The sequence below is a fragment of the Bacillus benzoevorans genome, assembly GCF_014207535.1.
Classification (GTDB): Bacteria; Bacillota; Bacilli; order Bacillales; family Cytobacillaceae; genus Bacillus_BD; species Bacillus_BD benzoevorans.
In genome coordinates, this window is sequence record NZ_JACHGK010000008.1 from 136,070 (window position 1) to 162,320 (window position 26,251).

The 26,251-nt window shown below is 41.6% G+C and carries 28 protein-coding genes; 25 read left to right on the plus strand and 3 right to left on the minus strand.

Annotated elements, in window-relative coordinates; translation table 11 throughout:
• Positions 1–68 precede the first annotated feature (68 nt).
• The 6 genes from aroE to HNR53_RS12665 all read left to right on the plus strand — a co-directional run bounded on the left by aroE (position 69) and on the right by HNR53_RS12665 (position 3,573).
• Positions 69–908, plus strand: coding sequence for a shikimate dehydrogenase (gene aroE, locus HNR53_RS12640; RefSeq protein ID WP_184526468.1), 840 nt, complete (start codon positions 69–71; stop codon positions 906–908).
• Complete coding sequence (yhbY, locus tag HNR53_RS12645) at positions 902–1,201, plus strand: ribosome assembly RNA-binding protein YhbY (RefSeq protein ID WP_184526470.1); 300 nt, start codon at positions 902–904, stop codon at positions 1,199–1,201. Before aroE ends, yhbY begins: the two co-directional genes overlap by 7 nt.
• Before the next feature lie 149 nt (positions 1,202–1,350).
• Positions 1,351–1,965: a nicotinate-nucleotide adenylyltransferase gene (locus HNR53_RS12650; protein WP_184526598.1), complete on the plus strand. Its 615-nt coding sequence runs from the start codon at positions 1,351–1,353 to the stop codon at positions 1,963–1,965.
• A complete protein-coding gene (gene yqeK / locus HNR53_RS12655; protein ID WP_184526472.1) occupies positions 1,907–2,473 on the plus strand; it encodes a bis(5'-nucleosyl)-tetraphosphatase (symmetrical) YqeK in 567 nt (188 codons plus the stop codon). Before HNR53_RS12650 ends, yqeK begins: the two co-directional genes overlap by 59 nt.
• Positions 2,474–2,830: a ribosome silencing factor gene (gene rsfS, locus HNR53_RS12660; RefSeq protein ID WP_184526474.1), complete on the plus strand. Its 357-nt coding sequence runs from the start codon at positions 2,474–2,476 to the stop codon at positions 2,828–2,830.
• Positions 2,827–3,573, plus strand: coding sequence for a class I SAM-dependent DNA methyltransferase (locus HNR53_RS12665; RefSeq protein WP_184526476.1), 747 nt, complete (start codon positions 2,827–2,829; stop codon positions 3,571–3,573). The genes rsfS and HNR53_RS12665 overlap by 4 nt, the downstream gene beginning before the upstream one ends.
• A 71-nt stretch (positions 3,574–3,644) precedes the next feature.
• On the opposite strand, the gene comER is transcribed toward HNR53_RS12665, so the two are convergent.
• Complete coding sequence (gene comER, locus HNR53_RS12670) at positions 3,645–4,478, minus strand: late competence protein ComER (protein WP_184526478.1); 834 nt, start codon at positions 4,476–4,478, stop codon at positions 3,645–3,647.
• Positions 4,479–4,588: 110 nt separating this feature from the next.
• Between comER and HNR53_RS12675 the strand changes: the two genes are divergently transcribed.
• From HNR53_RS12675 to HNR53_RS12685, 3 genes are all read left to right on the plus strand, one after another.
• On the plus strand, positions 4,589–5,236 hold the full coding sequence (locus HNR53_RS12675) for a helix-hairpin-helix domain-containing protein (RefSeq protein ID WP_184526480.1): 648 nt from the start codon (positions 4,589–4,591) through the stop codon (positions 5,234–5,236).
• A gap of 102 nt (positions 5,237–5,338) precedes the next feature.
• Positions 5,339–5,755, plus strand: coding sequence for a deoxycytidylate deaminase (locus HNR53_RS12680; protein ID WP_184526482.1), 417 nt, complete (start codon positions 5,339–5,341; stop codon positions 5,753–5,755).
• Between the two features lie 103 nt (positions 5,756–5,858).
• Positions 5,859–8,177, plus strand: coding sequence for a DNA internalization-related competence protein ComEC/Rec2 (locus tag HNR53_RS12685; protein ID WP_184526484.1), 2,319 nt, complete (start codon positions 5,859–5,861; stop codon positions 8,175–8,177).
• A 109-nt stretch (positions 8,178–8,286) separates the two neighbouring features.
• On the opposite strand, the gene HNR53_RS12690 is transcribed toward HNR53_RS12685, so the two are convergent.
• The gene (locus tag HNR53_RS12690; RefSeq protein WP_184526486.1) at positions 8,287–8,421 is read right to left on the minus strand and encodes a YqzM family protein; all 135 of its coding nucleotides are present in this window, start codon (positions 8,419–8,421) and stop codon (positions 8,287–8,289) included.
• 308 nt (positions 8,422–8,729) lie between these two features.
• Here HNR53_RS12690 and holA point away from each other — a divergent pair, with 308 nt between their 5' ends.
• The gene (holA, locus tag HNR53_RS12695) at positions 8,730–9,746 is read left to right on the plus strand and encodes a DNA polymerase III subunit delta (protein WP_184526488.1); all 1,017 of its coding nucleotides are present in this window, start codon (positions 8,730–8,732) and stop codon (positions 9,744–9,746) included.
• A 49-nt stretch (positions 9,747–9,795) separates the two neighbouring features.
• Here holA and rpsT read toward each other — a convergent pair whose 3' ends face one another.
• Complete coding sequence (gene rpsT, locus HNR53_RS12700) at positions 9,796–10,062, minus strand: 30S ribosomal protein S20 (protein ID WP_184526490.1); 267 nt, start codon at positions 10,060–10,062, stop codon at positions 9,796–9,798.
• 234 nt (positions 10,063–10,296) lie between these two features.
• Between rpsT and gpr the strand changes: the two genes are divergently transcribed.
• The 15 genes from gpr to HNR53_RS12775 all read left to right on the plus strand — a co-directional run bounded on the left by gpr (position 10,297) and on the right by HNR53_RS12775 (position 26,249).
• Positions 10,297–11,418, plus strand: coding sequence for a GPR endopeptidase (gene gpr, locus HNR53_RS12705; protein ID WP_184526600.1), 1,122 nt, complete (start codon positions 10,297–10,299; stop codon positions 11,416–11,418).
• A gap of 85 nt (positions 11,419–11,503) precedes the next feature.
• Positions 11,504–12,709, plus strand: a complete 1,206-nt coding sequence (gene spoIIP / locus HNR53_RS12710) for a stage II sporulation protein P (protein ID WP_184526492.1) — start codon at positions 11,504–11,506, stop codon at positions 12,707–12,709.
• A gap of 18 nt (positions 12,710–12,727) precedes the next feature.
• The gene (locus tag HNR53_RS12715; RefSeq protein ID WP_184526494.1) at positions 12,728–13,072 is read left to right on the plus strand and encodes a YqxA family protein; all 345 of its coding nucleotides are present in this window, start codon (positions 12,728–12,730) and stop codon (positions 13,070–13,072) included.
• Positions 13,073–13,216: 144 nt separating this feature from the next.
• Entirely contained in the window at positions 13,217–15,055 is a 1,839-nt protein-coding gene (lepA, locus tag HNR53_RS12720) for a translation elongation factor 4 (RefSeq protein WP_184526496.1), read from the plus strand.
• Positions 15,056–15,173: 118 nt separating this feature from the next.
• Positions 15,174–16,304 carry a radical SAM family heme chaperone HemW gene (gene hemW, locus HNR53_RS12725; RefSeq protein ID WP_184526498.1) on the plus strand — a complete coding sequence of 377 codons (1,131 nt, stop codon included), beginning with the start codon at positions 15,174–15,176 and terminating at the stop codon, positions 16,302–16,304.
• Between the two features lie 238 nt (positions 16,305–16,542).
• Entirely contained in the window at positions 16,543–17,574 is a 1,032-nt protein-coding gene (hrcA, locus tag HNR53_RS12730) for a heat-inducible transcriptional repressor HrcA (RefSeq protein WP_184526500.1), read from the plus strand.
• Positions 17,575–17,676: 102 nt separating this feature from the next.
• Positions 17,677–18,294 (plus strand): nucleotide exchange factor GrpE, encoded by a 618-nt coding sequence (gene grpE, locus HNR53_RS12735; protein ID WP_184526502.1) that lies wholly within the window; start codon positions 17,677–17,679, stop codon positions 18,292–18,294.
• 29 nt (positions 18,295–18,323) lie between these two features.
• Entirely contained in the window at positions 18,324–20,156 is a 1,833-nt protein-coding gene (dnaK, locus tag HNR53_RS12740) for a molecular chaperone DnaK (protein WP_184526504.1), read from the plus strand.
• Positions 20,157–20,348: 192 nt separating this feature from the next.
• A complete protein-coding gene (gene dnaJ / locus HNR53_RS12745; protein ID WP_184526506.1) occupies positions 20,349–21,479 on the plus strand; it encodes a molecular chaperone DnaJ in 1,131 nt (376 codons plus the stop codon).
• Positions 21,480–21,500: 21 nt separating this feature from the next.
• Positions 21,501–22,439 (plus strand): 50S ribosomal protein L11 methyltransferase, encoded by a 939-nt coding sequence (gene prmA / locus HNR53_RS12750; protein ID WP_184526508.1) that lies wholly within the window; start codon positions 21,501–21,503, stop codon positions 22,437–22,439.
• A gap of 75 nt (positions 22,440–22,514) precedes the next feature.
• Positions 22,515–23,264, plus strand: coding sequence for a 16S rRNA (uracil(1498)-N(3))-methyltransferase (locus tag HNR53_RS12755; protein WP_184526510.1), 750 nt, complete (start codon positions 22,515–22,517; stop codon positions 23,262–23,264).
• 5 nt (positions 23,265–23,269) lie between these two features.
• Entirely contained in the window at positions 23,270–24,622 is a 1,353-nt protein-coding gene (gene mtaB / locus HNR53_RS12760; RefSeq protein ID WP_184526512.1) for a tRNA (N(6)-L-threonylcarbamoyladenosine(37)-C(2))-methylthiotransferase MtaB, read from the plus strand.
• 165 nt (positions 24,623–24,787) lie between these two features.
• A complete protein-coding gene (gene deoC, locus HNR53_RS12765; protein ID WP_184526514.1) occupies positions 24,788–25,465 on the plus strand; it encodes a deoxyribose-phosphate aldolase in 678 nt (225 codons plus the stop codon).
• Positions 25,466–25,616: 151 nt separating this feature from the next.
• A complete protein-coding gene (gene rpsU / locus HNR53_RS12770; protein WP_015595024.1) occupies positions 25,617–25,790 on the plus strand; it encodes a 30S ribosomal protein S21 in 174 nt (57 codons plus the stop codon).
• A 15-nt stretch (positions 25,791–25,805) separates the two neighbouring features.
• The gene (locus tag HNR53_RS12775; protein WP_184526516.1) at positions 25,806–26,249 is read left to right on the plus strand and encodes a GatB/YqeY domain-containing protein; all 444 of its coding nucleotides are present in this window, start codon (positions 25,806–25,808) and stop codon (positions 26,247–26,249) included.
• Positions 26,250–26,251: the final 2 nt, after the last annotated feature.

Sequence of the window (26,251 nt, forward strand, 5' to 3'; positions counted from 1 at the left end):
AAGCGCCGTAATAATAGAGAGAAATGATAGGACATTAGTGGATAGACACAGTTATAGGGGGGAGAAAAGTGAAAAAGTTATACGGAGTCATCGGCGATCCGATTGCCCATTCGATGTCACCGGCTATGCACAATGATTTATTTGAATTCTACGGTATGGATGCGGAAATGTTCCCATTCCATATTAAGGGACCTCTGTTAGAGGATGCAGTAAAAGGCTTTAGAGCGATTAATGTAGCTGGTTTTAATATCACTGTGCCCCATAAAACGGCAATCATGCCTTTTTTGGATGAAATTGATCCGCTGGCAGAAGCAATTGGAGCGGTCAATACGGTCGTTAATAAAGAGGGAAAATTGATAGGCTACAATACAGATGGAACCGGCTATTTTGAAGGCATTAAACAAGCAGTTTCCGATGTTGAGGGGAAAACAGTCCTATTGGTTGGAGCAGGCGGTGCCGCAAAGGCGATTTATTATACAATGGCTTATGCGGGTGTGGAACGAATTGATATTGCCAACCGGACACAGCAGTCAGCTGAAAGTCTGATTGAACATTGTCCGTATAAAACACAATCTGAGGTCATGGTGATTACAGAAACAAAGCAAGACTGCAGCGAATACGATATTATTATCCAGACTACTTCTGTTGGAATGCATCCGCGAGTAAATGAGACCCCTCTTCATCTTCGGAATGTAAAAGAAGGTGCATTTGTCAGCGATATTATTTATACACCGCTAGAAACAAGATTTTTACGCCAGGCAAGAGAGCAGGGAGCTATTACACAAAATGGAATTCCAATGTTTGTTTATCAAGGTGCATTGGCTTTTGAAAAGTGGATGGGTATCTTCCCTGATGCAGATAGAATGGAAGCAGTTGTATTGCGACAACTAGGAGGAGAAAAATGCTAACTGGAAAGCAAAAAAGATTTTTACGTTCAAAAGCTCACCATCTGAATCCAATTTTTCAGGTAGGGAAGGGCGGCGTAAATGAAAATATGATTAAACAAATCAGCGATGCGCTGGAAGCAAGGGAACTGATGAAAATCAGTGTTCTGCAAAATTGTGATGAAGATAAAAACGAGGTAGCAGAAGCCCTGAAAAATGGAGCGAAAGCGGAACTTGTTCAGATTATCGGCAATATCATTGTCCTTTATAAGGAATCAAAGGAAAATAAACAGCTGGTACTTCCAAAAACAAACTAGGCTTCATCATCTAAAAAAAGCAAAGACTATAGAATAAATATCAGGATATGTACTCCGGTATGGACGAGTGAAAGAAGGCCTGAAAAGCTAGCTCTCTGTTACAGACTGTAGCAGAGCGTTTTTGGATAAAGGGGAAAGGGGGGAAAGCTCTGAAAAAGGTTGGTATTTTGGGGGGAACGTTTAATCCGCCGCATTTAGGTCATTTGATCATTGCCGATGAGGTGAGATCAGGATTGGATTTAGATGAAATCTGGTTTATGCCTAATCAAGAGCCTCCTCATAAACAAAGTCCTGAGATGGTAACGAGTACTCATCGGCTGGAAATGGTACGAAGAGCTGTGGAGGATAATCCATTTTTTCATGTCCAGACCATTGAACTGGAGCGGCCCGGCAGATCGTATACGTATGACACAATGAAGCTTTTAACAAGAAAGTATGAACATGAATTTTATTTCATTATTGGCGCCGATATGGTTGAATATTTACCGAAATGGCATAAAATTGAAGAATTACTCAAGTTAGTAAAGTTTGTCGGGGTGAACCGGCCTCATTACAGGCAAGAGGCACCCTATCCGATACTGACCGTGAACATACCGAATCTTGAGGTTTCTTCGCTTATGATCAGAAATAAACTTAAAGAACGAGAGAGCATCCGCTACTACGTTCCGCATTCAGTCGTGGAGTATATTGAGGAGAATGGGTTATATGAAACGCGAAAAGGCATTGGACATCGTAAAAAAACAATTGACAAAGCACCGATATGAACATACTTTGGGGGTAATGGACACAGCTGTCTATTTAGCAGAAAAATACGGTGTTGATAGGAAAAAGGCTGAGTTGGCAGCAATTTTTCATGATTACGCAAAGTTTCGTGATAAAGAGGAAATGAAACAAATCATTCTGGAACAGCGGTTGGGAAATGAACTGCTTGAATTTAACAGTGAATTGTGGCATGCTCCAGTTGGTGCTTATTTAGCAGAAAAAGAAGCCGGAATCACGGACCCGGAAATTCTTGATGCCGTCCGCTACCATACATCTGGCAGAGCGAAGATGACTAGCTTGGAAAAAGTAGTTTACTTGGCGGATTATATTGAGCCGGGAAGACATTTTCCCGGTGTCGAGGAAGTCAGGGAAATGGCCGAGAAAGATTTAGATCAAGCTTTAATTCAAGCCATTAAAAATACAGTACATTTTTTATTGAAAAGGAATCAGCGTGTTTTCCCGCTGACTATTTTGACATATAATGATTTAATATCCAAGGAGGCCGATTGAATGAACGAACGTCAATTACTGGAAACTGCAGTAAAAGCTGCTGATGATAAACGTGCTGAAGACATTGTTGTACTAAATATGAAAGGTATCTCCCTTGTGGCAGACTACTTTATTATTTGCCATGGGAATTCAGATAAACAAGTCCAGGCTATTGCCAATGAAATGAAGGATAAGGTACAAGAGCTTGGCATTGATATCAAAAGAATCGAAGGTTATGACCAAGCAAAATGGATCCTCGTTGATTTGGGAGATGTAGTAGCGCATATTTTCCACCGCGATGAACGAGGCTACTATAATTTGGAACGTTTATGGGGCGATGCTCCATTAGAAAATATGCAAAGTGTGCTTAGTCAATGACCTATGCAAGATTTGCCTATCTTTATGATGATCTAATGAAGGACGTCCCATATGAGGACTGGGTTCACTTCTTGGATTTACAAATAACAAGATATGGGATCTCTGGAAGGAAAGTTCTTGATTTAGCATGCGGTACTGGCGAACTGTCTGTCAGATTAGCCGCTGCAGGATACGATGTGACAGGTGTGGATCTGTCACAGGATATGCTGGCAGTAGCACAGGAGAAAGCTGCCGGAAAAAAGCTGCCGCTGTTTTTAATTGAACAGGATATGTCGCAGCTCGAAGGTCTGGAGCAATATGATATGGTGGGGATTTTCTGTGATTCCCTTAATTACCTGCAGACAGAAGAGGAGGTTCTCGCGACGTTTCGTGGGGTGTGGAACCACACCAGAACGGGTGGCTTATTCCTGTTTGATGTTCACTCCTTGTATAAAATGAATGAATTATTTAAGGATCAAACCTATGCCTATAATGGCGAGGAGATCAGCTATATCTGGCAGTGCTTTGAAGGAAATCATCCATACAGTGTTGAACATGAATTAACCTTTTTTGAACTGGATCCGGCAAACGGGCTGTACCATCGTTATGATGAGCTTCATTTTCAGCGGACGTTTCCCGCTGCCCAATATGAGGAATGGTTAAAAATGAGCGGGTTTGAGATTCTCTCCGTAACGGCAGATTTCCAGGATCATGAGCCGAAAGAACTGTCTGAGCGGATATTTTTTACCGCAAGAAAACAATGAAGCAGGGCAAAACAGGTGGCTTTCAAAAAAAGTCACCTGTTTTTTTAAAAAATAAGAAGGAGTTCGTAAAATTATGGAGAATTATTAATAGTATACTGTTTCTTTATGTCTTTAAGATCGTCCTCAAATTTAATCTGTGTTGCTTGGAATATATGTTCAAAAATATTTCCAAGCTCATTTTCTAAAACATTGATCCCTTCTCCGGTAATGCCGCCCTTTACACAAACTTTATCTTGAAGTGTCGGGAGTGTATAATATCCCTTCCGCAATAATTCTCCAAGTCCAATTAACATTTCACTCGCTAAAGTAGTGGCTGTCTCTTGGTCAATCTCTGTTTCATGGACGGCTGCTTGAATAAATCTCTGGGTTAAATAGCTGAAAAAAGCAGGTCCGCAAGAGACAATATCTGAGGCGACTCTTGTAATATTGCTCTCTATTTCAACAGGTGTTGAAATAGGGCTCAGCAGACAGTTTAAAATCATTTTCCATCTTTTGTCGCAGCTTGCGCCATACGTCAAGAGCGTCACCCCTGATAAGGCCCGGTTTGTAATGCTTGGAATCACTCTCGCCACTGAACAAGGTACATATGCCTCAATTTGGTCTGTATTGATTGGGCTTGTGATCGAGATGAGACATTTTTCTTCTGATAGCACGGATTTAAGCTGGAGCAGTACCTGCAGTATATCATGTGGTTTCACACAGATAAAAATCAAATCGGCAGTCCTGCCCACCTCAATTATTTCTTCTGTGACATGTATCCCCGGAAACTGTTTTTTGATGGCCATTGCTTTTGAAATGGTTCTATTTGTAATAATCATGGAGGAAGGGGAAACCGCCTTACCTTCCATCAATGCTTCTATTAATATTCTTCCCATGTTTCCTGTTCCAATGATGCCAATTTTCACTGTACCATCCCTCCTTTACAGACGAACTCTCATATAATGCTATGAAAAAAGCAGATTTATTATGCTAACTAATATAGTTATCCCTTTTAAAATAGAAAGGAATGTTGATTATGACGGATTGGTTAAAAGCAAATAAAATGTATCTTTTTGTTGGTGTTTTAATTATTGCGGCCCTTGCTATTTACTATTTTATGCCGGCGAAGCCGGAAAATGCAGAACCTGCAGATTCGGGGTGGGAGGAAGACGCTGCGGAACCATTAAAGGAAGAACAAGGTCAGGAAACTGCCGCAGCCCCAGTGGAACCAGAGATGATCATGGTAGATGTAAAGGGGGCAGTAGTAAACCCGGGTGTTTATGAGGCGAAACCCGGGGATAGGGTGATTGATATCATTCATTTAGCCGGTGGACTGCTCGAAAATGCGGATAAAAACCAAATTAATTTTGCGATGAAAGTCACAGATGAGATGGTTCTTTATCTGCCGCAATTGGGGGAACAGACGATAGAAAATAACAGTGAAACACCTGCTATAGGCGCTGCTGCGGCTCTTGGATCATCTGATGAAGGGAAGGTGAATCTAAATACTGCTTCAGAAGAGGAATTGCAAACCATAACGGGCATCGGACCATCAAAGGCAGCAGCGATTATTGAATACAGAGAAACAAACGGGCATTTTCAGGAGGTTGAACAATTAATGGAGATCAGCGGCATCGGGGAAAAAACGTTTGAAAAATTAAAAGAGGAAGTATCAGTCAAATAATACTTGAATTTTTCCCGGCATTGACGTATTTTTCTTACAGAAGATAAACTAAATAAAGATACATGTTTTCACTTTATACTGTAGCATGAAAGGATCTGTCAAATGAAAAGAAAAAGCTGGGATGATTATTTTTTAGATATTGCAGAAGAAGTTGGAACCCGATCGACTTGTCCGCGTCTTCATGTCGGCTGTGTGATCGTGAAGGATAAGCATATTGTCTCGACAGGCTATAACGGATCAATTCATGGTCATGACCACTGTGAGGATATCGGCTGCTTAATTAACGATCAGGGAAGATGCATCCGGACGCTTCATGCTGAAGAAAATGCCGTTATCCATGCCGAAAGAGGTTTGCTGCGGGAGGCAACGGCTTACATCACCCACGAACCGTGCGAAAAATGTGCGAAAACATTAGCCCAAGCCGGTATCGGCCGAATTGTTTTCCGCGATGCCTATCCTAATAAATGGAATGAAGTTTTTTTAAAGGATATCGAAGTGGTTCATTTGCCAAAGCAATGAAATCTGCATAAGGCGAAAACAATGGAGGGAAACGGGATTACCTGTTTTTCCTCTTTATTTAAAATTTGGTTGATTTTGCTCTTTCTTGTCAAGGAGGAAGAAAATGAAAAATAAAGGTGTCTTTTGCGCTTTTTCAGCTTTACTTGGAGTGTTGGCTGTCTTTCAAAGCTTTGCTTTGCCGATTTTTCTTTTGGGACTCTTGCTTCTCTTCCTGCAAAAAAGAAAAAAGTATCACCGTAAAGAGCTGGCACTTGTTCTCCTGATATTTTTTCTCTTTTTGATCAGGGCGGAGATAGAAGAAATGAACGTGCAAACAAATCTATCAGGGAAAGAAAAAACCTTTGAGTTATCGCTCAATGAGCTTGGAACGATAGACGGCGATAAGCTGACGCTTACAGCAGAAGAGCGCCATTTTCATGAAAAACTCGTCATGAAATACCGCATTAAATCAGAGGAAGAACACACCGCACTCAAGAAATATTTAACCCCCGGGCTTATTTGCCGTATGCAGGGCACTCTCGAAAGGCCGCAGTCCTCTACCAATGAAAATTCCTTTAATTACAAAACCTATTTAGAAAGAAAGCACATATATTGGCTGCTGGAGCCGGAAAAATTTAATCTTGAGAATTGTCAAAGGACAAAAGGATTACTTTCTGGATTAAAAGGTATTCGGGCGAAAGGGATTTCCTATTTAGAAGAACATTTCCCGGAGGAAGCGGTACCGCTTTCTGCTGCACTATTGTTTGGCACCAGTGAATTGATGGATGAGGATATGCTGGATTCTTTTCGGGAGCTGGGGATTGTTCATCTTATAGCGATTTCCGGGCTTCATATTACCATCCTTGTGACCATGATTTATTTTCTCCTGCTGCGCTTAGGTGTAACAAGGGAAAAAGGCATTCTCTTGCTCTTCATTTGCCTCCCCATTTATGGCATCCTAGCAGGGGCTTCTCCATCTGTGAATCGTTCGGTTTTGATGACGATGCTGCTTCTTTTTTGTTCATGGAGAAAAGACCGTCAGCGCCTCTTAGATGTCATTAGTCTGACTTTTCTCCTCTATGTTTTTGTCTTGCCCAATTCTATTTATGACGTTGGGTTCCAGCTGTCTTTTTTGGCCACATATGCCATCCTGCTCTCGGCCCCAATCATCCTCACGCGATATACACATCCTGTTTCACTTGGGCTTGCGGTCTCCTACATATCGATGATTTGTACCGCACCGGTGCTGCTTTATTTTTTCTTTGAGTTTTCCTTTATTTCTCTTCTTGTTAATCTGCTTTACATCCCATTGTTTAATCTTGTTCTCCTCCCCTATGTTTTTTTCGGCTTCCTTTTCGATTTGCTCTTTCCCGGATTAGCTGGACATTTGCTCATGCCATTAAACAGTGTAATTATTTTTATGAATCATTTAACAGAAAAAATAGCTTCATTACCATGGAATACCTTGGTTTTAGGCAGACCGGAACCGCCTTTTCTTCTTTTATATATCTGGGGATTTCTCATGCTGTTTGTTCTTTGGGAAGCAGGTCATAAAGGGAAATGGCGCACGCTTCTTTTTCTGCTGCCTTTCCTGCTTTTTGCCTCTCAGTATGCTTATAACCATTTTTCATTAGAAGGAGAAATCACTTTTTTGGATGTCGGACAGGGGGATTGTATCTTCATCAAGCTGCCTTTCGGACGGGGGATATACTTAATTGACACCGGAGGAAATATTCCATTTGAGCAGGAACCCTGGCAGATTAGGAAAAGCCGTTATGATACCGGGAAGGATACGGTCGTTCCTTTTCTTAAAAGTAAAGGGGTTACTGTGATTGATAAGCTAATCATCACACATGGGGATCAGGATCATGCCGGCGGTGCTCCGGCTGTTTTAAAGGAAGTGAAGGTAAAGGAATTGGTCCTGCCGGATGTAAGGGAACGGAATGACTTGGTAAACAGGATGATTCAATTGGCGAAAAAACAGCAGATCCCACTGAAATTCGTTCATGATGGAGAGCGTTGGAAAAGCGGGGATTATCTTTTTCAAATTATATCACCGGAAGCAGACAGTACTTCTGAGGGGAATGATGGCTCCATTGTGCTTTTTGCGGAAATAGGCGGGCTGAAATGGCTTTTTACCGGGGATCTAGAAGAAGAGGGAGAAGCAAGACTAATGAGAAAATATCCGGCCCTCAAAGCAGACGTCTTGAAGGCAGGACATCATGGGAGTCATTCTTCGACATCCGAAGCATTTGTTGCGCAATTATCGCCTCATATCGCGGTGATTTCTGTCGGCAAACATAACCGCTATGGACACCCCTCCGAGGAAGTAATCGAGAGACTTTCGGAGCGGAAAATAAAAATCCTGCGTACAGATCTATCTGGGGCAATCACCTATACATTCGAAAAAGAATTAGGAACCTTTTCTGTTCATCATCCATAGTATATTAACGTACTTAAAGATTCCGGCGCGCATAAATACATGAAAAGAAAAACGACAAATCAAAGAGACTGCCAAACATGGCAGTCCCTCTTACATGACAATATGTAAATTAAGCAGCAACAAGTTTTACGACTGTTGCAATGATAAATAATGTTGCAAAGAAACCAAATGACACAAAAAAGCCTACCCCTGAGTCTACAGCATCATTTCTGTTACATTGAACATCATGTTCGAATTGGTTCATAGCATTCCCCTCCTAGCATTCTAATCATAGTATAAGCGATTACAAAAAAAAAATCTACCACTCCTTTAAAGCCTTTTCATGGTTGACAATAGTTGTCATTAATACTTGACCGGATGGAGGTCAAAATAGTAATACCGCTTTACCGTCACCATCTAATTTCCTAGGGCTTAGCTGGATGACGTTCAATATAGATTGGGAATTGGCATTCTTAGGGAGTGCCAATTCCTTGTACATACTTGTCAAATCTCCTTCGCTTCATTACCATTAAGGATAAAGAAAAGAAATAAGGTTTGTCTGGAGCGAAAACAATGATTGCGCAAATTTGGAAACAAATCAAAAGAAATGAAATCCTGCCGCTTTATTTATTATATGGAAAAGAAACATTTCTTATTAACGAAACGAAGCAGCTGTTAACCCAGCAGGTGTTAAAGGAAGAAGATGCTGAATTTAATTTATCATCCTATGATTTAAATGAAACTCCAATTGAAACCGCACTTGAGGATGCAGAAACATTGCCGTTTTTAGGTGAGAAAAAACTGCTATTTTTACATCATCCGTTTTTTCTAACAGCAGAGAAAACAAAAGAAAAGGTCGAACATAATCTATCCAGGCTGGAGGCTTACCTTAAAGAGCCGGCACCCTATACGGTTATGGTTTTTATTGCGCCATATGAAAAATTGGATGAACGGAAAAAACTAACAAAAGAATTAAAGAAAAAAGCGGCTGTATTTGAGGCAAAGAAATTAAATGAGGCAGAGTTGAAAAATTGGATTCGTTCAAGAGCCGAATTTAATGGCGTTGCGATCGAACCGGCAGCGGTTGATTTAATGCTCACTCTCGCTGGAACGAATTTATTTATGCTCACCAGCGAAGTGGATAAGCTTGCTCTTTATACAGGCAGGGGATTAACGATCGATGCCCAAACAGTAGAAAAATTGGTTTCCCGGTCGCTGGAGCAAAATATTTTTGCTCTCGTTGATAAGATAGTCGGCCGTAAAATCGATGAGGCATTAAGGATTTATTATGATTTATTGAAATTAAACGAAGAGCCGATTAAGATCCTGTCCGTCATTACCGGACAATTCCGCTTGATTTACCAGGTGAAGGAGCTATCACGGCGCGGATACGGACAGCAGCAAATCGCCGGCTATTTAAAGGTGCATCCGTTCCGGATCAAGCTTGCTGCAGGGCAGGCGCAGAAATTTAGTGACACAGAATTGACACATATTATGAAGGAGTTAGCTGAAGCCGATCTCAAAATGAAAACGGGTCAGATGAATAAGGAATTATTAATTGAGTTATTTTTGTTAAAACTAAATCAATAAAGATAAATAAAAAGACTGTCTGAAAGATTCAGGCAGTCTTTTTATTGTATTACGCGTTTAATGCGTTCATTTTTTTCATTAAACGGGACTTTTTACGGGCAGCAGCATTTTTATGGATAAGACCTTTAGAAGCAGCTTTGTCCAGCTTGCTAGCAGCTTCTGCGAAAGAGTTTGTAGCAGCTTCAGCATCGTTAAGAACGATAGCAGCTTCAACTTTCTTTACAGATGTACGCATTGCAGATTTAGTCATAGTGTTCTGTGCATTTTTATCCGCGTTAATTCTAACACGTTTAATAGCTGATTTAATATTTGGCATTCCATTCACCTCCTAAAAAAAACATCGAGACTATATGAACTCGACTTTACATTCATCAATATCGTTAGTTAACAACAAATGATATTTTATCAAAGGAAAATCAATTATGCAAGATCTTCTGTTGAATTTAGAGAGGAATGGAGATGGTTTCCTGATCATTGTGAATGAATTATCCTCATTACGGAAAAAATGGAAGGTATACGTATGAAAAAAATGAGCAGGGGGATTTCAAATATGAAGGATTCGCTCGATTTAAGCCAATATGCTGTCAGAACCGACCTCGCCATTGAAGCGCGTGAAATGGTGCTTGAAAAAGAGACACATGTCGGGAAAGAGAAAAATGTTTCACAAATTGAAGGAGTCATTATAAAGGAAAAAGAAGAGGATGATATCAAAGTTTCCTTTGTTGAGGTAACGAAAGAAGGGGAAAAAACGATTGGGAAAAAACAAGGGAAATATTTGACGCTTGAAGTGATCGGGATCAGACAGGGAGATTCAGAATTGCAAATGAAAGTAGAAAATGCATTTGCCAAGGAATTTTCCCATTTCATCGAGCAATGCGGGATCCAAAAGGATGCCTCTTGTTTAATCGTGGGCTTAGGAAACTGGAATGTGACACCGGACGCTCTTGGGCCGCAGGTTTGTGAGAATGTCTTAGTTACAAGACATCTGTACGAGCTGCAGCCTGAAAGTGTGGAAGAAGGATATCGTCCTGTCAGTGCCTTATCACCGGGAGTCATGGGTCTGACCGGAATTGAAACAAGCGATATTATCATGGGCGTGATTGAAAAAACGAAGCCGGATTTTGTCATTGCTATCGATGCTCTCGCAGCACGTTCGATTGAAAGAGTGAATTCTACCATTCAAATTTCAGATACAGGGATTCATCCCGGTTCAGGTGTAGGAAATAAGCGTAAGGAGTTAAGTAAAGAGACACTCGGAATTCCGGTGATCGCGATCGGGGTGCCCACTGTTGTCGACGCCGTTTCGATTACAAGCGATACTATTGATTATATTTTGAAACATTTTGGAAAAGAACTGCGTGAAGGAAACCGTCCTTCCCGTTCATTGGCACCGGCAGGAATGACATTTGGCAAACGCAAAAAGCTGACGGAGGAGGATTTACCTGAGGAGCATCACCGCAATACCTTCTTGGGAATGGTGGGAACCCTTTCAGAGGATGAAAAAAGAAAGCTGATTTATGAAGTGCTGGCACCGCTTGGACATAACCTGATGGTGACGCCGAAGGAAGTAGATGTCTTTATCGAAGACATGGCCAATCTCCTCGCTAACGGCTTAAATGCGAGTCTGCACGAGAAGGTGAACCAGGATAATACAGGATTTTATACCAGATAGCAAGCCTTCTTTCGCTTTTTTTTATGTTCTATCTTTTCTAGCAATTACATATTAATTAGTAGAATTGCTTAGAAGAGGTGGGATAATGAAATCGCAAAAATTCGACCGTGTCATGATCGCAGTCAAAGGGACAAGCATTGTGAAAGCAGTTATTGGCTTTATCCTGTTTCTTTTGCTTATTTTTTCAGTCAGCGGTTTATTAACATCGTTAAATCCGCAGTATAGACCGGCTTCCAATTCAGTAAATTCGGCAGCGTCAAATATAACAGGAGAGATGCTTTATCACCTAATGGGCTGGGAAAATCATTACTTTTTAGATGGGCTGCCAGCGGAAGCTTTAACGCCTAAACTTTCGGCTTATTTATTTAAGCTGACTACAAATATTAATCTTGATGACCCAAGGAGTTTACTCGGAAGAGAATTGCCGGCATTTTCCTTGTTTGACACAGAGATTTTAGTCGCGGGGGAAGGAACAAATTATACCAATATGCCAATTGAATCCGCACCTCCAATGGAGATTTTACATGCCGAACAGGAAGCGGCCTTGCAGAATATTGAAGGGCTGGAAAGCGGGTCTGGCACTGAATCACCAGAATCGCCGCCTAATTCTACAGGTGATCGGAAAGTAGTGTATGTCTATTTTACCCATAATCGTGAATCATTTCTCCCGTATTTAGAAGGGGTAACAAACCCCAATCTTGCTTTTCATTCGCAATTAAATGTGACGCGAATTGGCGATAAACTGAAAGAGGAATTGGAAAAACGCGGAATCGGAACCGTGGTAGATAAAACCGATGTACAAGCAAATCTGTCAAAAAAAGGCTGGTCCTATGTCCAGTCCTATCAGGAATCTAGGGAGATTGTCGAGGCAGCGGTTTCAGGCGACCGCGATTTAACCTATTTAATCGATATTCATCGGGATTCACGGCGAAAACAACATACTTCAATCATGATCAATGGCAAGTCTTACGCGAAATTGGCCTTTATTGTTGGCGGTGAACATGCAAATTATGAAAAGAATCTTGCTTTTGCCAATCAATTACATGACCTGCTGCAGCAAAAATACAATGGATTAAGCCGGGGAACGTTTACAAAGGCCGGTGCAGGGACAAATGGCAAGTTTAATCAGGATTTATCCGAACATGCCATTCTTGTCGAGTTTGGCGGAGTGGATAACACCTTTGAAGAATTAAATCGATCAGCAGAAGCATTGGCAGACGTGGTAAGTGAATATTACTGGCAGGCCGAGAAGGTAAATCAGCCTGTTTCCGAACCGGGTCAGGAAAGTTAGAAAAGAAGGTGTTTGTGATTGAAGCGTTTTATGGCAAAAGCAATTTTAATTGCAAGTGCAATGTTTATCTCTGTATTATTCGGGATGCAGCAGGCAAATGAAGGGATTCATAAAATGAAGGGCTATGACGATCAAGGTTTAAAAGGGGCACTCACACTTCAGGAGGATGGCGGAGAAATAGAAGCGTCCATCCTCGGAAATGAAGTCTCAAGTCATGATCTTGAAAAGAAAAAAGAAGAGCTGGAGGAACTGAAGGCTTATAATTTCTTCTCCTCGTTAGGGAAAAAAATAGCAGAAATTGTTTCCGGCACGACAGAAAATATGATTGATTATTTCGTCAGTCTTATTCAGGACCATGTATAAAAAGGCGGGCATTTGTTCCTTTTGCACTCGAACCTTTATGAAATGTAAAGGGCATGGCGTATAAAAATGAATTATTGAATCTTCACAATCCTGCTGATATAATCAAAACTAGTGTACATGTGGATGTTAGTAGGAGTGAACGTTATGGATAGAGAAGCAAGACTAAAAAGGCAGGAAAAAATCCGCAATTTTTCCATCATTGCTCATATCGACCATGGAAAATCGACATTAGCTGATCGGATTTTAGAAAAAACGAAGGCATTGACTAAACGAGAAATGAAGGAGCAACTTCTCGATTCGATGGATTTGGAAAGAGAAAGAGGCATTACGATTAAATTAAATGCCGTACAATTAAAGCATCAGGCTAAAGATGGAGAGACCTATATTTTCCACCTGATCGACACTCCGGGACACGTGGATTTTACCTATGAGGTATCGCGCTCTCTTGCAGCTTGTGAAGGGGCTGTCCTCGTTGTCGATGCAGCGCAGGGAATTGAAGCCCAAACGCTGGCGAATGTGTATTTAGCGCTGGATAATGATTTGGAAATCGTTCCGGTTATAAATAAAATTGATTTGCCAAGTGCAGAGCCTGAACGTGTCAGACAGGAAATTGAGGACGTGATCGGATTAGACGCTTCTGAAGCTGTACTTGCTTCGGCAAAGGCGGGTATCGGAATCGAAGAGATTCTTGAACAAATTGTCGAGAAAGTGCCTGCACCGTCCGGTGATCCGGATGCTCCGTTAAAGGCGCTTATTTTTGATTCTATTTACGATGCATACCGCGGCGTAGTCGTTTCGATTAGGGTTGTCGATGGTACGGTTAAAGTCGGAGACAAAATCCGCTTTATGGCAACCGGAAAAGAGTTTGAAGTAACGGAAGTCGGTGTTCATAATCCGAAACCGCTGGCGGTTGATGAATTAACAGTCGGCGACGTAGGTTATTTATCGGCTTCGATTAAACACGTTGGTGATACCCGTGTCGGGGATACGATTACCAATGCGAAAAATGGTGCGGCAGAACCGCTGCCGGGTTACCGTCGTTTAAATCCGATGGTCTATTGCGGGTTGTATCCGATTGACAGTGCTAAATTTAATGACCTGCGTGATGCCTTAGAAAAGCTTGAATTAAATGACTCCGCACTGCAATTTGAACCGGAAACTTCGCAGGCATTAGGCTTTGGATTCCGCTGCGGATTTCTCGGTCTGCTTCATATGGAAATCATTCAGGAGCGGATTGAACGTGAATTCAATATTGATTTGATCACAACAGCGCCAAGTGTTATTTATGAAGTAACCCTGACAGATGGAGAAATGATAAAGGTAGATAACCCATCCAACATGCCGGATCCGCAAAAAATTGAAAAAATTGAAGAACCTTATGTCAAAGCAACAATGATGTCTCCCAATGATTACGTTGGCGCCATTATGGAGATTTGCCAGAATAAACGCGGGAATTTCGTTAATATGGAGTACCTGGACGAAAAACGGGTAAGTATTATCTATGAAATTCCGCTTTCGGAAATTGTTTATGACTTCTTTGATCAATTGAAATCAAGTACAAAAGGATATGCCTCCTTTGATTATGAGTTGATCGGCTATAAACCATCGAAGCTGGTGAAAATGGATATTCTCTTAAATGCTGAAACAGTTGATGCACTAAGCTTTATCGTGCACAGGGATTTTGCCTATGAACGCGGAAAAGTGATTGTCGAGAAACTAAAAGAGCTGATTCCACGCCAGCAGTTTGAAGTTCCTGTGCAAGCGGCGATTGGACAAAAAATTGTCGCAAGGTCTACCATTAAAGCGATGCGCAAAAACGTATTGGCTAAATGTTACGGCGGTGATATTTCCCGGAAACGTAAGCTTTTAGAGAAGCAAAAAGAAGGGAAAAAGCGCATGAAGCAGGTAGGTTCTGTAGAAGTGCCGCAGGAAGCGTTTATGGCTGTGCTGAAAATGGATGACAGCAGTAACACAAAGAAATAATTTTTATCGATAATGGGTTACCAAACTAGATGATTATAGATAAAAAAAGAGGTTGGCTGCTTTGTTTTCCAATAAAGCGGACTAAGCCTCTTTTTCCTATTGTAAGGAGATAAAGACCATGGTGAAAGCAGCCTATATCCATATTCCATTCTGTGAACATATATGCCATTATTGTGATTTTAATAAAGTATTTTTACAAGGACAGCCGGTAGAACAGTATATTACGGCACTGGAGGCGGAAATCGTGCTTACGTTGGAACGTCTGCCCGCTGAAAGTCTTCATTCCGTTTTTATCGGCGGGGGAACACCCACAGCGCTGACAGTTGCTCAGCTGGACAGGCTGTTTGCCGTTATTCATAAGTATTTACCGCTGAATAAGGAGACAGAATTCACAGTCGAGGCTAATCCCGGGGATTTATCAGAGGATAAGCTTAAGCTGTTATATGCATCCGGAGTTAATCGTCTCAGCTTTGGTGTCCAGTCCTTTAACGATGAACTGTTAAAAAAAATCGGCAGAACACATAAAGCGGAAGATGTGTTCCGTTCCTTGGCCTCTGCAAGGAAAACCGGGTTTGATAATATAAGTGTTGATCTGATTTACAGCCTTCCTGGACAGACACTTGCTGATTTCAAAGCAACGCTGCAAACGGCTTTTTCCCTGGAGACGACGCATTTTTCCGGCTACTCTCTCATCGTTGAACCGAAAACCGTATTCTATCAATTGCTGAACAAGGGAAAGCTGGAACTGCCGGGTGAGGATACGGAAGCCGCCATGTACGAATTATTGATGGAGAAAATGGAACAGCATCACTATGAACAATACGAAATCAGCAATTTTGCCAAAAGCGGATATGAGAGCCGTCATAATTTAACCTATTGGGATAATAACCATTACTATGGTTTTGGGGCTGGTGCACACAGCTATTTGAACGGAGTGCGCATGTCTAATTACGGACCGTTGAAGAAATATATGACCCCGCTTCAAGAAAGGAAATTACCTGTTTATGAGGAACACACGGTGACGCAAAGGGAAATGATGGAGGAAGAAATGTTTCTCGGATTGCGCAAAACGAAAGGTGTTTCGATCGCCATTTTTCAGGAAAAGTATGGCGATAATCCATTGCACTATTTTAAGGAGCAAATAGAAGAGCTAAGCGAAAAAAAATGGATTCAGGTTACGGGTGGGTATATATCCTTGACGAGACAGGGGCGTTTTTTAGGCAACGAGGTCTTCCAGGCATTTTTGTGATCACCAGATTAGTGCAGCATCCGAATCGTTTTTAATCAACATTTATAAAATGGTTAATATAATAAAAGGTGAATAGGCGAAATTCATTCACCTGCTGCTTTTTGCTAAATTTCGACATTTGTACTGCGAAGTTTGAAAAAACACACTGCGTTATTATTGACATCATACCAGTTTATTTGATAATTTATTATTAGAATTAGCACTCGGGCTTAAAGAGTGCTAACAGAGGTGATGAAGATTGCTGACTGATCGACAATTGCTTATTTTGCAGGTGATCGTTGATGATTTCATCCAAAATGCACAGCCGGTCGGTTCTCGAAGTTTGGCGAAAAAGGATGAAATTACGTATAGTTCCGCGACAATCCGTAATGAGATGGCAGATTTAGAAGAACTTGGGTTTATTGAAAAGACCCATACTTCATCAGGCAGGATTCCGTCTGAAAAAGGTTACCGCTACTATGTCGATCATTTGCTGTCGCCGCAGAAATTAGAGCATAAGGATATTCACAAAATTAAATCCATATTTGCTGAGCGTATTTATGAAATGGAATTAATCGTAAAAAACTCAGCGAAAATATTATCTGAGCTAACGAACTACACCGCCATTGTTCTTGGTCCGATGGCCAGGGATAATAAGCTGAAAAAAATTCAAATTGTTCCGCTCAATAAAGAAACGGCTATCGCCATTATCGTAACAGATACCGGTCATGTAGAGAATAAGATGTTTCATTTGCCGGAATCACTCGATGCCAGTGATATCGAGAAACTTGTTAACATTTTAAATGATCGCTTAACAGGGGTTTCACTCGATCGCTTAAATGATAATATCTTTAAAGAAGTAGCCGTTCTGTTACGCCAGCATATTCATCATTATGATGCCATTATGTATAACCTTGCCGATTCCTTAAAGCTGACTCATAATGAAAAGCTGTTCTTTGGCGGCAAAACCAATATGCTCAGTCAGCCTGAATTTAATGATATCGATAAAGTGCGCAATCTGTTAAAACTGATTGAACAGGAAGATGATTTTTATGACATTCTGCGGAAAAATCCAACGGGAATTCACATTCGCATTGGCAGGGAAAATAATAACACGGCCATGGAAGACTGCAGTTTAATTACGGCCACGTATTCAGTTGGAAGAGAACAGCTTGGTTCGATTGCGATCCTTGGACCGACGAGGATGAAGTATTCCCGTGTTGTCAGTCTTATGCAGGTTTTAGCGAAAGACTTATCAACTGTACTGACAGAATTGTATCAAACGAAATAGTCGTGGAAATATTGATAAGGGTGGAAGTGTTTTCCATCCCTTTCAATATGTTCATATACAATCATGATTCACAATGTGAACTAATATGTTGAGGAGGTGACGATGGTGACAGAAAAGGATCTATCTCAAGAAGAGTTAACTGTCCAAACTGATGAAAAGGAAACAGAAGAGACAGTTGAAAATAAGCTTGCTGAAGAACCGGCTCAAGGTGGTGCAGAAACGAGTACAGCTCCTTCTGTAGAACAATTACAAAGCGAACTGGAGGAGGCTTGCAGAAAGACTGCTGAGCTGGAAGCAAAGCTGGAAGAAACTGAAAACCGCATGCTTCGTTTGCAAGCAGACTTTGACAATTCTCGTCGCCGTGCAAGACTTGATCTTGCTGCAGCCGAAAAATATAGAGCACAAAGTTTATTGACTGATCTATTGCCTGCAATAGATAACTTTGAGCGGGCGCTGAAAATGGAAGCGGACAATGAACAAGCGAAAGCTATTTTACAAGGAATGGAAATGGTATATCGCAGTTTGCTGGACGCGATGAAAAAAGAAGGCTTAGAGCCAATCGAAGCAACAGGAAAAGAATTTGATCCAAACTTTCATCAGGCAGTGATGCAGGCAGCGGATCCAAACTTCGAGTCTAATATTGTTGTTGACGAATTTCAAAAAGGCTACGTATTAAAGGACAGAGTGATTCGTCCTGCGATGGTAAAGGTAAATCAGTAGCTACATATTGATTGGGAGGAAATGGTAAAATGAGTAAAATTATTGGTATTGACTTAGGAACAACAAACTCCTGCGTTGCTGTGCTAGAAGGCGGAGAACCAAAGGTAATTCCTAATCCAGAAGGCAACCGAACAACTCCTTCAGTTGTTTCATTTAAAAATGGCGAACGCCAGGTGGGGGAAGTTGCCAAAAGACAGGCAATTACAAACCCTAATACGATTATGTCGATTAAACGTCATATGGGAACAAGCTACAAAGAGGAGATTGAAGGGAAAGAATACAGCCCTCAAGAAATTTCCGCTATCATACTGCAAAATTTAAAAGCAACTGCTGAGGCCTATCTTGGTGAAACTGTAACAAAAGCGGTTATTACCGTTCCGGCTTATTTTAATGATGCAGAGCGCCAGGCAACAAAAGATGCCGGAAAAATTGCCGGTCTTGAAGTAGAACGGATTATTAACGAACCAACTGCAGCCGCACTTGCTTATGGTTTAGATAAAACAGATGAAGACCAAACCATCCTTGTCTATGACTTGGGCGGCGGTACATTCGACGTTTCTATTTTGGAATTAGGCGATGGTGTATTCGAAGTAAAATCAACTGCTGGTGACAACCGTCTTGGCGGTGACGATTTTGACCAAGTGATTATCGATTATTTAGTCGATCAATTTAAAAAAGAGAACGGAATTGACCTGTCAAAAGATAAAATGGCTGTTCAGCGTCTAAAAGATGCCGCTGAAAAAGCGAAAAAAGATCTTTCTGGTGTGATGAGCACACAAATTTCACTGCCGTTTATTTCAGCAGGTGAAGCAGGTCCTCTGCACTTGGAAGTCACTTTAACTCGGGCAAAGTTTGATGAATTGACTGCACATCTTGTTGAACGGACAATGGGACCAACACGCCAAGCGTTACAAGATGCCGGATTGTCAACATCTGAAATCGACAAAGTGATCTTAGTCGGCGGATCGACTCGTATTCCTGCCGTTCAGGAAGCGATTAAGAAAGCAACTGGTAAAGAGCCGCATAAAGGCGTAAACCCTGATGAAGTAGTAGCAATGGGAGCTGCTGTTCAAGGCGGCGTGATTACTGGAGATGTCAAAGACGTAGTACTTCTAGACGTTACTCCACTGTCACTTGGTATCGAAACAATGGGTGGTGTATTTACGAAGTTGATTGATCGCAATACAACGATCCCTACTTCTAAATCACAGGTATTCTCTACAGCAGCTGATAACCAAACAGCCGTTGATATTCACGTTCTTCAAGGGGAACGTCCAATGGCTGCCGACAATAAAACACTTGGCCGCTTCCAATTAAGCGATATTCCGCCAGCACCAAGAGGAATCCCGCAAATTGAAGTATCTTTTGATATTGATAAGAATGGTATCGTAAATGTTCGTGCGAAGGATCTTGGCACAAACAAAGAACAGGCGATTACGATCAAATCTTCTACAGGCTTATCCGATGATGAAATTGAAAAAATGATCAAAGAAGCTGAAATGAATGCTGAAGCGGATAAAAAGCGCAAAGAAGAAGTAGAACTTCGCAATGAAGCGGACCAGCTTGTCTTCCAAACAGATAAAACTATGAAGGACCTTGAAGGCAAGGTTGATGAGGCAGAAATTCAAAAGGCAAATGCTGCTAAGGACGATCTAAAAGCAGCTATCGAGAAAAACGATTTAGATGAAATCCGTGCGAAGAAAGACGCCCTTCAAGAAATCGTACAAAACTTAACAGTTAAGCTTTACGAAGAAGCGGCAAAAGCACAACAGGCTGCACAAGGCGGCGCTGAAGGCAGCACAAACAGCAAGGATGACAATGTAGTAGATGCAGAATTTGAAGAAGTAAAAGACGATAAATAAATTTGCACAACGGCATGAATAAACAATAAACTGTATCGAGCCTACAAATTGAAAGAGAAACAGAAAAAAGTCAAAGTCAGGTTTAACTTGGCTTTGATTTTTTTGCTTAGAAGACAGGTAAACATGTTGCATGAACAAATATTGAAATGCTAGAATAATCTTTATGTGAAATGATTCGGGGAGTGGCAATCAGTGAGTAAAAGAGATTATTATGAGGTACTTGGCGTAAGCAAAGGTGCCACGCAGGATGAAATTAAAAAGGCCTATCGAAAACTGTCAAAAAAATATCATCCGGACATCAACAAAGAATCGGGTGCAGAAGAAAAGTTTATTGAAGTAAAAGAAGCCTACGAAGTATTAAGTGACGAGCAAAAACGGGCTCACTATGATCAATTCGGTCATACCGATCCTAATCAGGGATATGGCGGATTCGGAGGCGGAGGAGACTTCGGCGGGTTCGGCGGCTTTGAAGATATTTTCAGCACCTTTTTTGGCGGCGGCGGGGGCGGCAGACGACGTGATCCAAATGCTCCAAGACAAGGGGCCGATCTGCAATATACGATGACGTTAAAATTTGAGGATGCTGTCTTTGGTAAAGAAACAGAGATTGAAATTCCGCGGGAAGAAAATTGTGAGACTTGTAATGGCACGGGTGCCAAAAAAGGCACAGAGCCACAAACATGTTCTCATTGTCATGGCTCAGGTCAATTAAATACAGAACAAAATACACCATTCGGGCGAATTGTTAACCGTCGTGTCTGTCATTACTGTAATGGAACAGGTAAGGAAATTAAACATAAATGTTCAACCTGCGGCGGTACTGGCAGAGTGAAGAAACGCCGCAAAATTGCCGTGAAAATTCCTGCCGGTATTGATGATGGGCAGCAGCTGCGTGTAAACGGTCAGGGGGAACCAGGCATCAACGGCGGACCTTCAGGAGATCTGTATGTTGTGTTCCATATTCAGCCTCATGAATTTTTTGAACGGGACGGCGACGACGTATATTGCGAGGTGCCAATCACTTTTGCTCAGGCAGCACTTGGTGACGAGTTAGAGGTTCCAACTTTACATGGTAAAGTCAAATTAAAAGTGCCGGCCGGTACGCAAACAAGCACGAAATTCCGTTTAAGAGGAAAAGGAATTCCAAATGTCAGAGGCCGCGGCACGGGCGATCAGCATATTATCGTCAAAGTGATCACACCGACGAAGCTGACGGAAAAGCAGAAACAGCTGCTTCAGGAATTTGCTGAAACAAGCGGATCAAATGATAAAGAAGATGACAGCTTTTTCGGGAAAATGAAAAGAGCCTTCAAGGGTGAATAATTATAGTAGGAGTTGGAAGTAATGAAATGGTCAGAGATCAGTATCCATACCACAAATGAAGCGATTGAGCCGATATCAAATATTCTCCATGAAGCAGGTGCAAGCGGTGTTGTGATTGAAGACCCGTTTGAACTAGTAAAAGAGCGGAAGGATCAATTTGGCGAAATCTACCAACTCAACCCTTTAGATTATCCTGATCAAGGTGTTATTATCAAAGCCTATTTACCGCTCAATAGCTTTTTGGCTGAAACAGTAGAAGAAATTAAAAATTCCATTAACAATTTAGTTTCCTATAATATTGATATTGGTGAAAATAGTGTATCAGTATCCGAGGTTCATGAAGAAGATTGGGCAACTGCATGGAAAAAGTATTATCATCCCGTGAAGGTTTCGGAGCGCTTTACGATTGTTCCCACTTGGGAGGAATATACACCGGTGCAAAGTGACGAGCTGATTATTGAATTGGATCCGGGTATGGCATTTGGTACGGGGACACATCCAACGACCGTCATGTGTATCCAGGCATTAGAAAGAACGGTCAAACAAGGCGACAGGGTCGTTGATGTCGGGACCGGATCCGGTGTGTTAAGTATTGCCGCTGCGATGCTTGGGGCGGGGAATGTTCATGCGCTTGATTTAGATGTGGTTGCTGTAGAATCTGCCAAGCAAAATATTGAATTGAATAAAGTGCAGGAGAACGTAACGGTTACGCAAAATAATCTGCTTGAAGGCATCGATATTGCCGCGGATATTATCGTGGCCAACATTCTTGCCGAGGTGATCCTAATGTTTACGGATGCTGCTGCCAAGACAGTCAAGAAAGACGGCTATTTCATTGCATCGGGAATTATTAAACAGAAAAAAGACGAGGTCAAGGATGCGATTGAAAAGGCTGGCTTTGATATTGTAGAAACACTGTACATGGAAGACTGGGTCGCGATAATCGCGAAAAGGAAATAAGGGAAGATAAAGGGGGTACCGTGTCACTTACACACCCCTTTTTCACCATTTTTTTGCGGGAGGTGAGTTCATACGATGCAGCGCTATTTTGCAGATTATAACAGTCAAGAAAACAGATTCCGGATCACAGGCGATGATTGCCATCATATCGCAAGGGTGATGCGGATGAAGGAAAAGGAAGAAATTCTTTGCGTAAGCGAAGAGCGGAAAACAGCTTTATGTTCGCTAACAAAAATTTCCGATGATGAAGTGCTGGCAGATGTTATACAATGGATGGAAGAGTCTGCTGAGATGCCGGTTGATGTAACCATTGTGAGCGGTTTGCCCAAAGGGGATAAGCTTGAATGGATTATCCAAAAGGGCACAGAATTAGGTGCAGCCCGGTTTATCCCTTTTACTGCAGCCCGCTCAGTTGTGAAATGGGATGAAAAAAAGGCGGAAAAGAAGGTGAGCCGCTGGGAGAAAATTGCGAAAGAGGCTGCAGAACAATCACATCGGGCAGTCATCCCGCAAGTGTTACCTCCCATCTCATTTCAAACTTTGCTTAGAATGGGCAGTCAATATGATGTGAAATTAATTGCTTACGAGGATCAGGCCAGGCAGGGCGAAAAATCAGTACTTGCTCATGCACTCAAAGGACTGAAAACGGGAAGCACGCTTCTTGTAGTTTTTGGACCCGAGGGCGGCTTGACAGAAAATGAAGTTAAAGAGCTTGAAGGAAATGGATTTAGAGCATGCGGACTTGGGCCGAGGATATTACGGACAGAAACAGCACCACTTTATCTTTTATCAGCTGTTTCCTATCATTTAGAATTATTGGGGTGAAAAATATGCAAAAGGTGGCATTTCATACACTGGGATGTAAAGTAAACCATTATGAGACAGAGGCCATTTGGCAATTATTTAAACAAGAAGGCTATGAACGCGTTGATTTTGAAGCAACGAGCGATGTATATATTATAAACACTTGTACCGTAACGAATACCGGGGATAAAAAAAGCCGGCAGATAATCCGCCGTGCGATCCGGAAAAATCCGGATGCCATCATTGGTGTAACAGGCTGTTATGCACAAACTTCCCCTGCTGAAATTTTGGAGATTCCGGGTGTAGATATTGTTATTGGAACACAGGATCGGGTAAAACTGCTGCCGCTGATCGATCAATTTAAAAAGGAAAGAGAGCCGATCAATGCGGTTGGAAACATTATGAAAAGCCGTGTTTATGAGGAATTAGATGTACCGGCCTTTACCGATCGGACAAGGGCTTCCTTGAAAATTCAGGAAGGCTGCAATAATTTCTGTACTTTTTGTATTATTCCATGGGCAAGAGGGCTATTGCGTTCAAGGGATCCGGAGGAAGTCATCCATCAAGCGCAGCAGCTGGTTGATGCAGGATACAAGGAAATTGTCCTGACTGGAATTCATACCGGCGGCTATGGTGAGGATTTAAAGGATTATAATTTTGCGATGCTTCTTCGCGATTTAGAAGCACAGGTAAAAGGGTTAAAACGTCTCCGTATTTCCTCAATCGAGGCAAGTCAGATTACAGATGAAGTGATCGAGGTCATAAAAGAGTCCAATATCATTGTGAGACACCTGCATATTCCCATTCAATCAGGCTCAAACAGTGTATTAAAAAGAATGCGCAGAAAATATACGATGGAATTCTTTGCTGAAAGATTGGATCGCTTAAAAGAGGTGCTTCCCGGACTTGCGGTCACTTCCGATGTCATTGTCGGTTTCCCTGGTGAAACAGAGGAAGAGTTCATGGAAACCTTCAATTTTATTCAAAAACATCAATTCTCTGAACTGCATGTTTTCCCTTATTCTAAACGCACAGGCACGCCTGCAGCGCGAATGGAAGACCAGGTGGATGAGGAAGTCAAAAATGAGCGGGTTCATCGTTTAATCACTTTATCTGACCAGCTGGCCAAGGAATATGCATCTAAGTTTGAGGGAGAAGTGCTGGAAGTGATACCGGAAGAAAGATTTTCAGATAATCCAGAAGCTGGCTTATACGAAGGTTATTCCGATAATTATCTCAAAGTTGTATTCCCTGCAACAGAAGATATGGTTGGTCAAATCGTGAAAGTGAAAATTGAAAAGGCCGGCTATCCATACAATGAAGGTAAATTTGTTCGTGTCCTTGAAGATACGGAAATAACAGAAGAAAAGGCTGTTTAATCCAGTTTCCTTCGACAAAATACGGGGCGTTATTGTGACGCCCCGTCATTATATGCAGCACTTCGTGTTTCTTTAGCAAATATTTCCCATGCAACTCGCATGTTTTTTTGGGACATGTTATCATTATAGAGGTAAACTTCTTGTTGAAAGGAGCCGTTCCTCACTATGAATGTTGCGGGTATGATTGATCATACATTATTAAAAGCCGATGCTTCAAAGAAGCAAATAGAACAGCTCTGTGACGAAGCCGTTCAACACCACTTTGCTTCTGTATGTATTAATCCGGCATGGGTCAAGCTGGCAAGTCAGCGCTTATTGGGCACTGGGGTAAAGGTATGTACGGTAATTGGTTTTCCATTGGGTGCTGCCACTCCCGAGACAAAAGCATTTGAAACGGCCAACGCCATTGAAAATGGTGCAGAAGAAGTAGATATGGTTATCAATATCGGAGCGCTGAAAAGCCATGATCTGGAAACCGTTGAACAGGATATCCGTGCTGTTGTGGATGCTGCGCGCGGCAATGCTCTTACGAAGGTCATTATTGAGACTTGTCTATTAACAAAAGAAGAAATGGAATTGGTCTGTAAACTTGCCGTCAAGGCCGGTGCTGATTTTGTTAAGACATCAACAGGGTTTTCCAGCGGCGGGGCAAATGTAGCAGATGTTAAATTGATGCGGCAGACGGTAGGTCCTGAAATAGGGGTGAAAGCCTCTGGGGGAATCCGAAACGCAAATGATGCTTTAACCATGATTGAAGCCGGTGCTTCGCGAATTGGGGCAAGCGCGGGTATTCAAATCGTTGAAGAATTAAAACAGCACGATCATCGCTTTACTGAAAAATAAAAAGCACTTTTTAAGCAAGGTTTGACAAAATCAAACAGAGGTTAAGAAGAAATACAGTTGACCTAGTTTCACGGTTATATTATAATTGCAAAGTACATGGTATTTCATGTACTTGATGTAAGTGTGTTGTGCTCGGAGGGAGGGAAAGAGAATGTCTAAAACTGTCGTTCGCAAAAACGAATCGCTTGAAGATGCTCTTCGACGCTTCAAACGTACTGTATCTAAATCAGGTACTATTCAAGAAGCTAGAAAACGCGAATTCTACGAAAAACCTAGCGTAAAACGTAAGAAGAAGTCTGAAGCAGCTAGAAAACGCAAGTTCTAAGAGAGGGTGTAATAATTGAGTCTTCTCGAACGCATTAACAATGATATGAAACAAGCGATGAAAAACAAAGAAAAAGATAAGCTGAGTGTTATCCGAATGATTAAGGCATCATTGCAAAATGAAGCACTAAAGTTTGGTCATGAGCTTACTGATGAAGAAGAATTAACTGTCCTTACACGCGAATTAAAACAGCGTAAGGATTCCCTCCATGAATTTGATAAAGCAGGTCGTGATGATCTTGTTGAAAAAATTCGAACTGAATTAAAATATGTAGAGCTATACATGCCTGAACAGCTATCGGAAGAAGAGGTATCTGAAATTGTCAAACAAGCGATTTCAGAAACGGGAGCTTCGTCAAAAGCGGAAATGGGTAAAGTAATGGCTGCTGTGATGCCAAAAGTCAAGGGCAAAGCAGACGGTTCACTTGTAAATAAACTTGTACAACAACATCTTTCATAAAA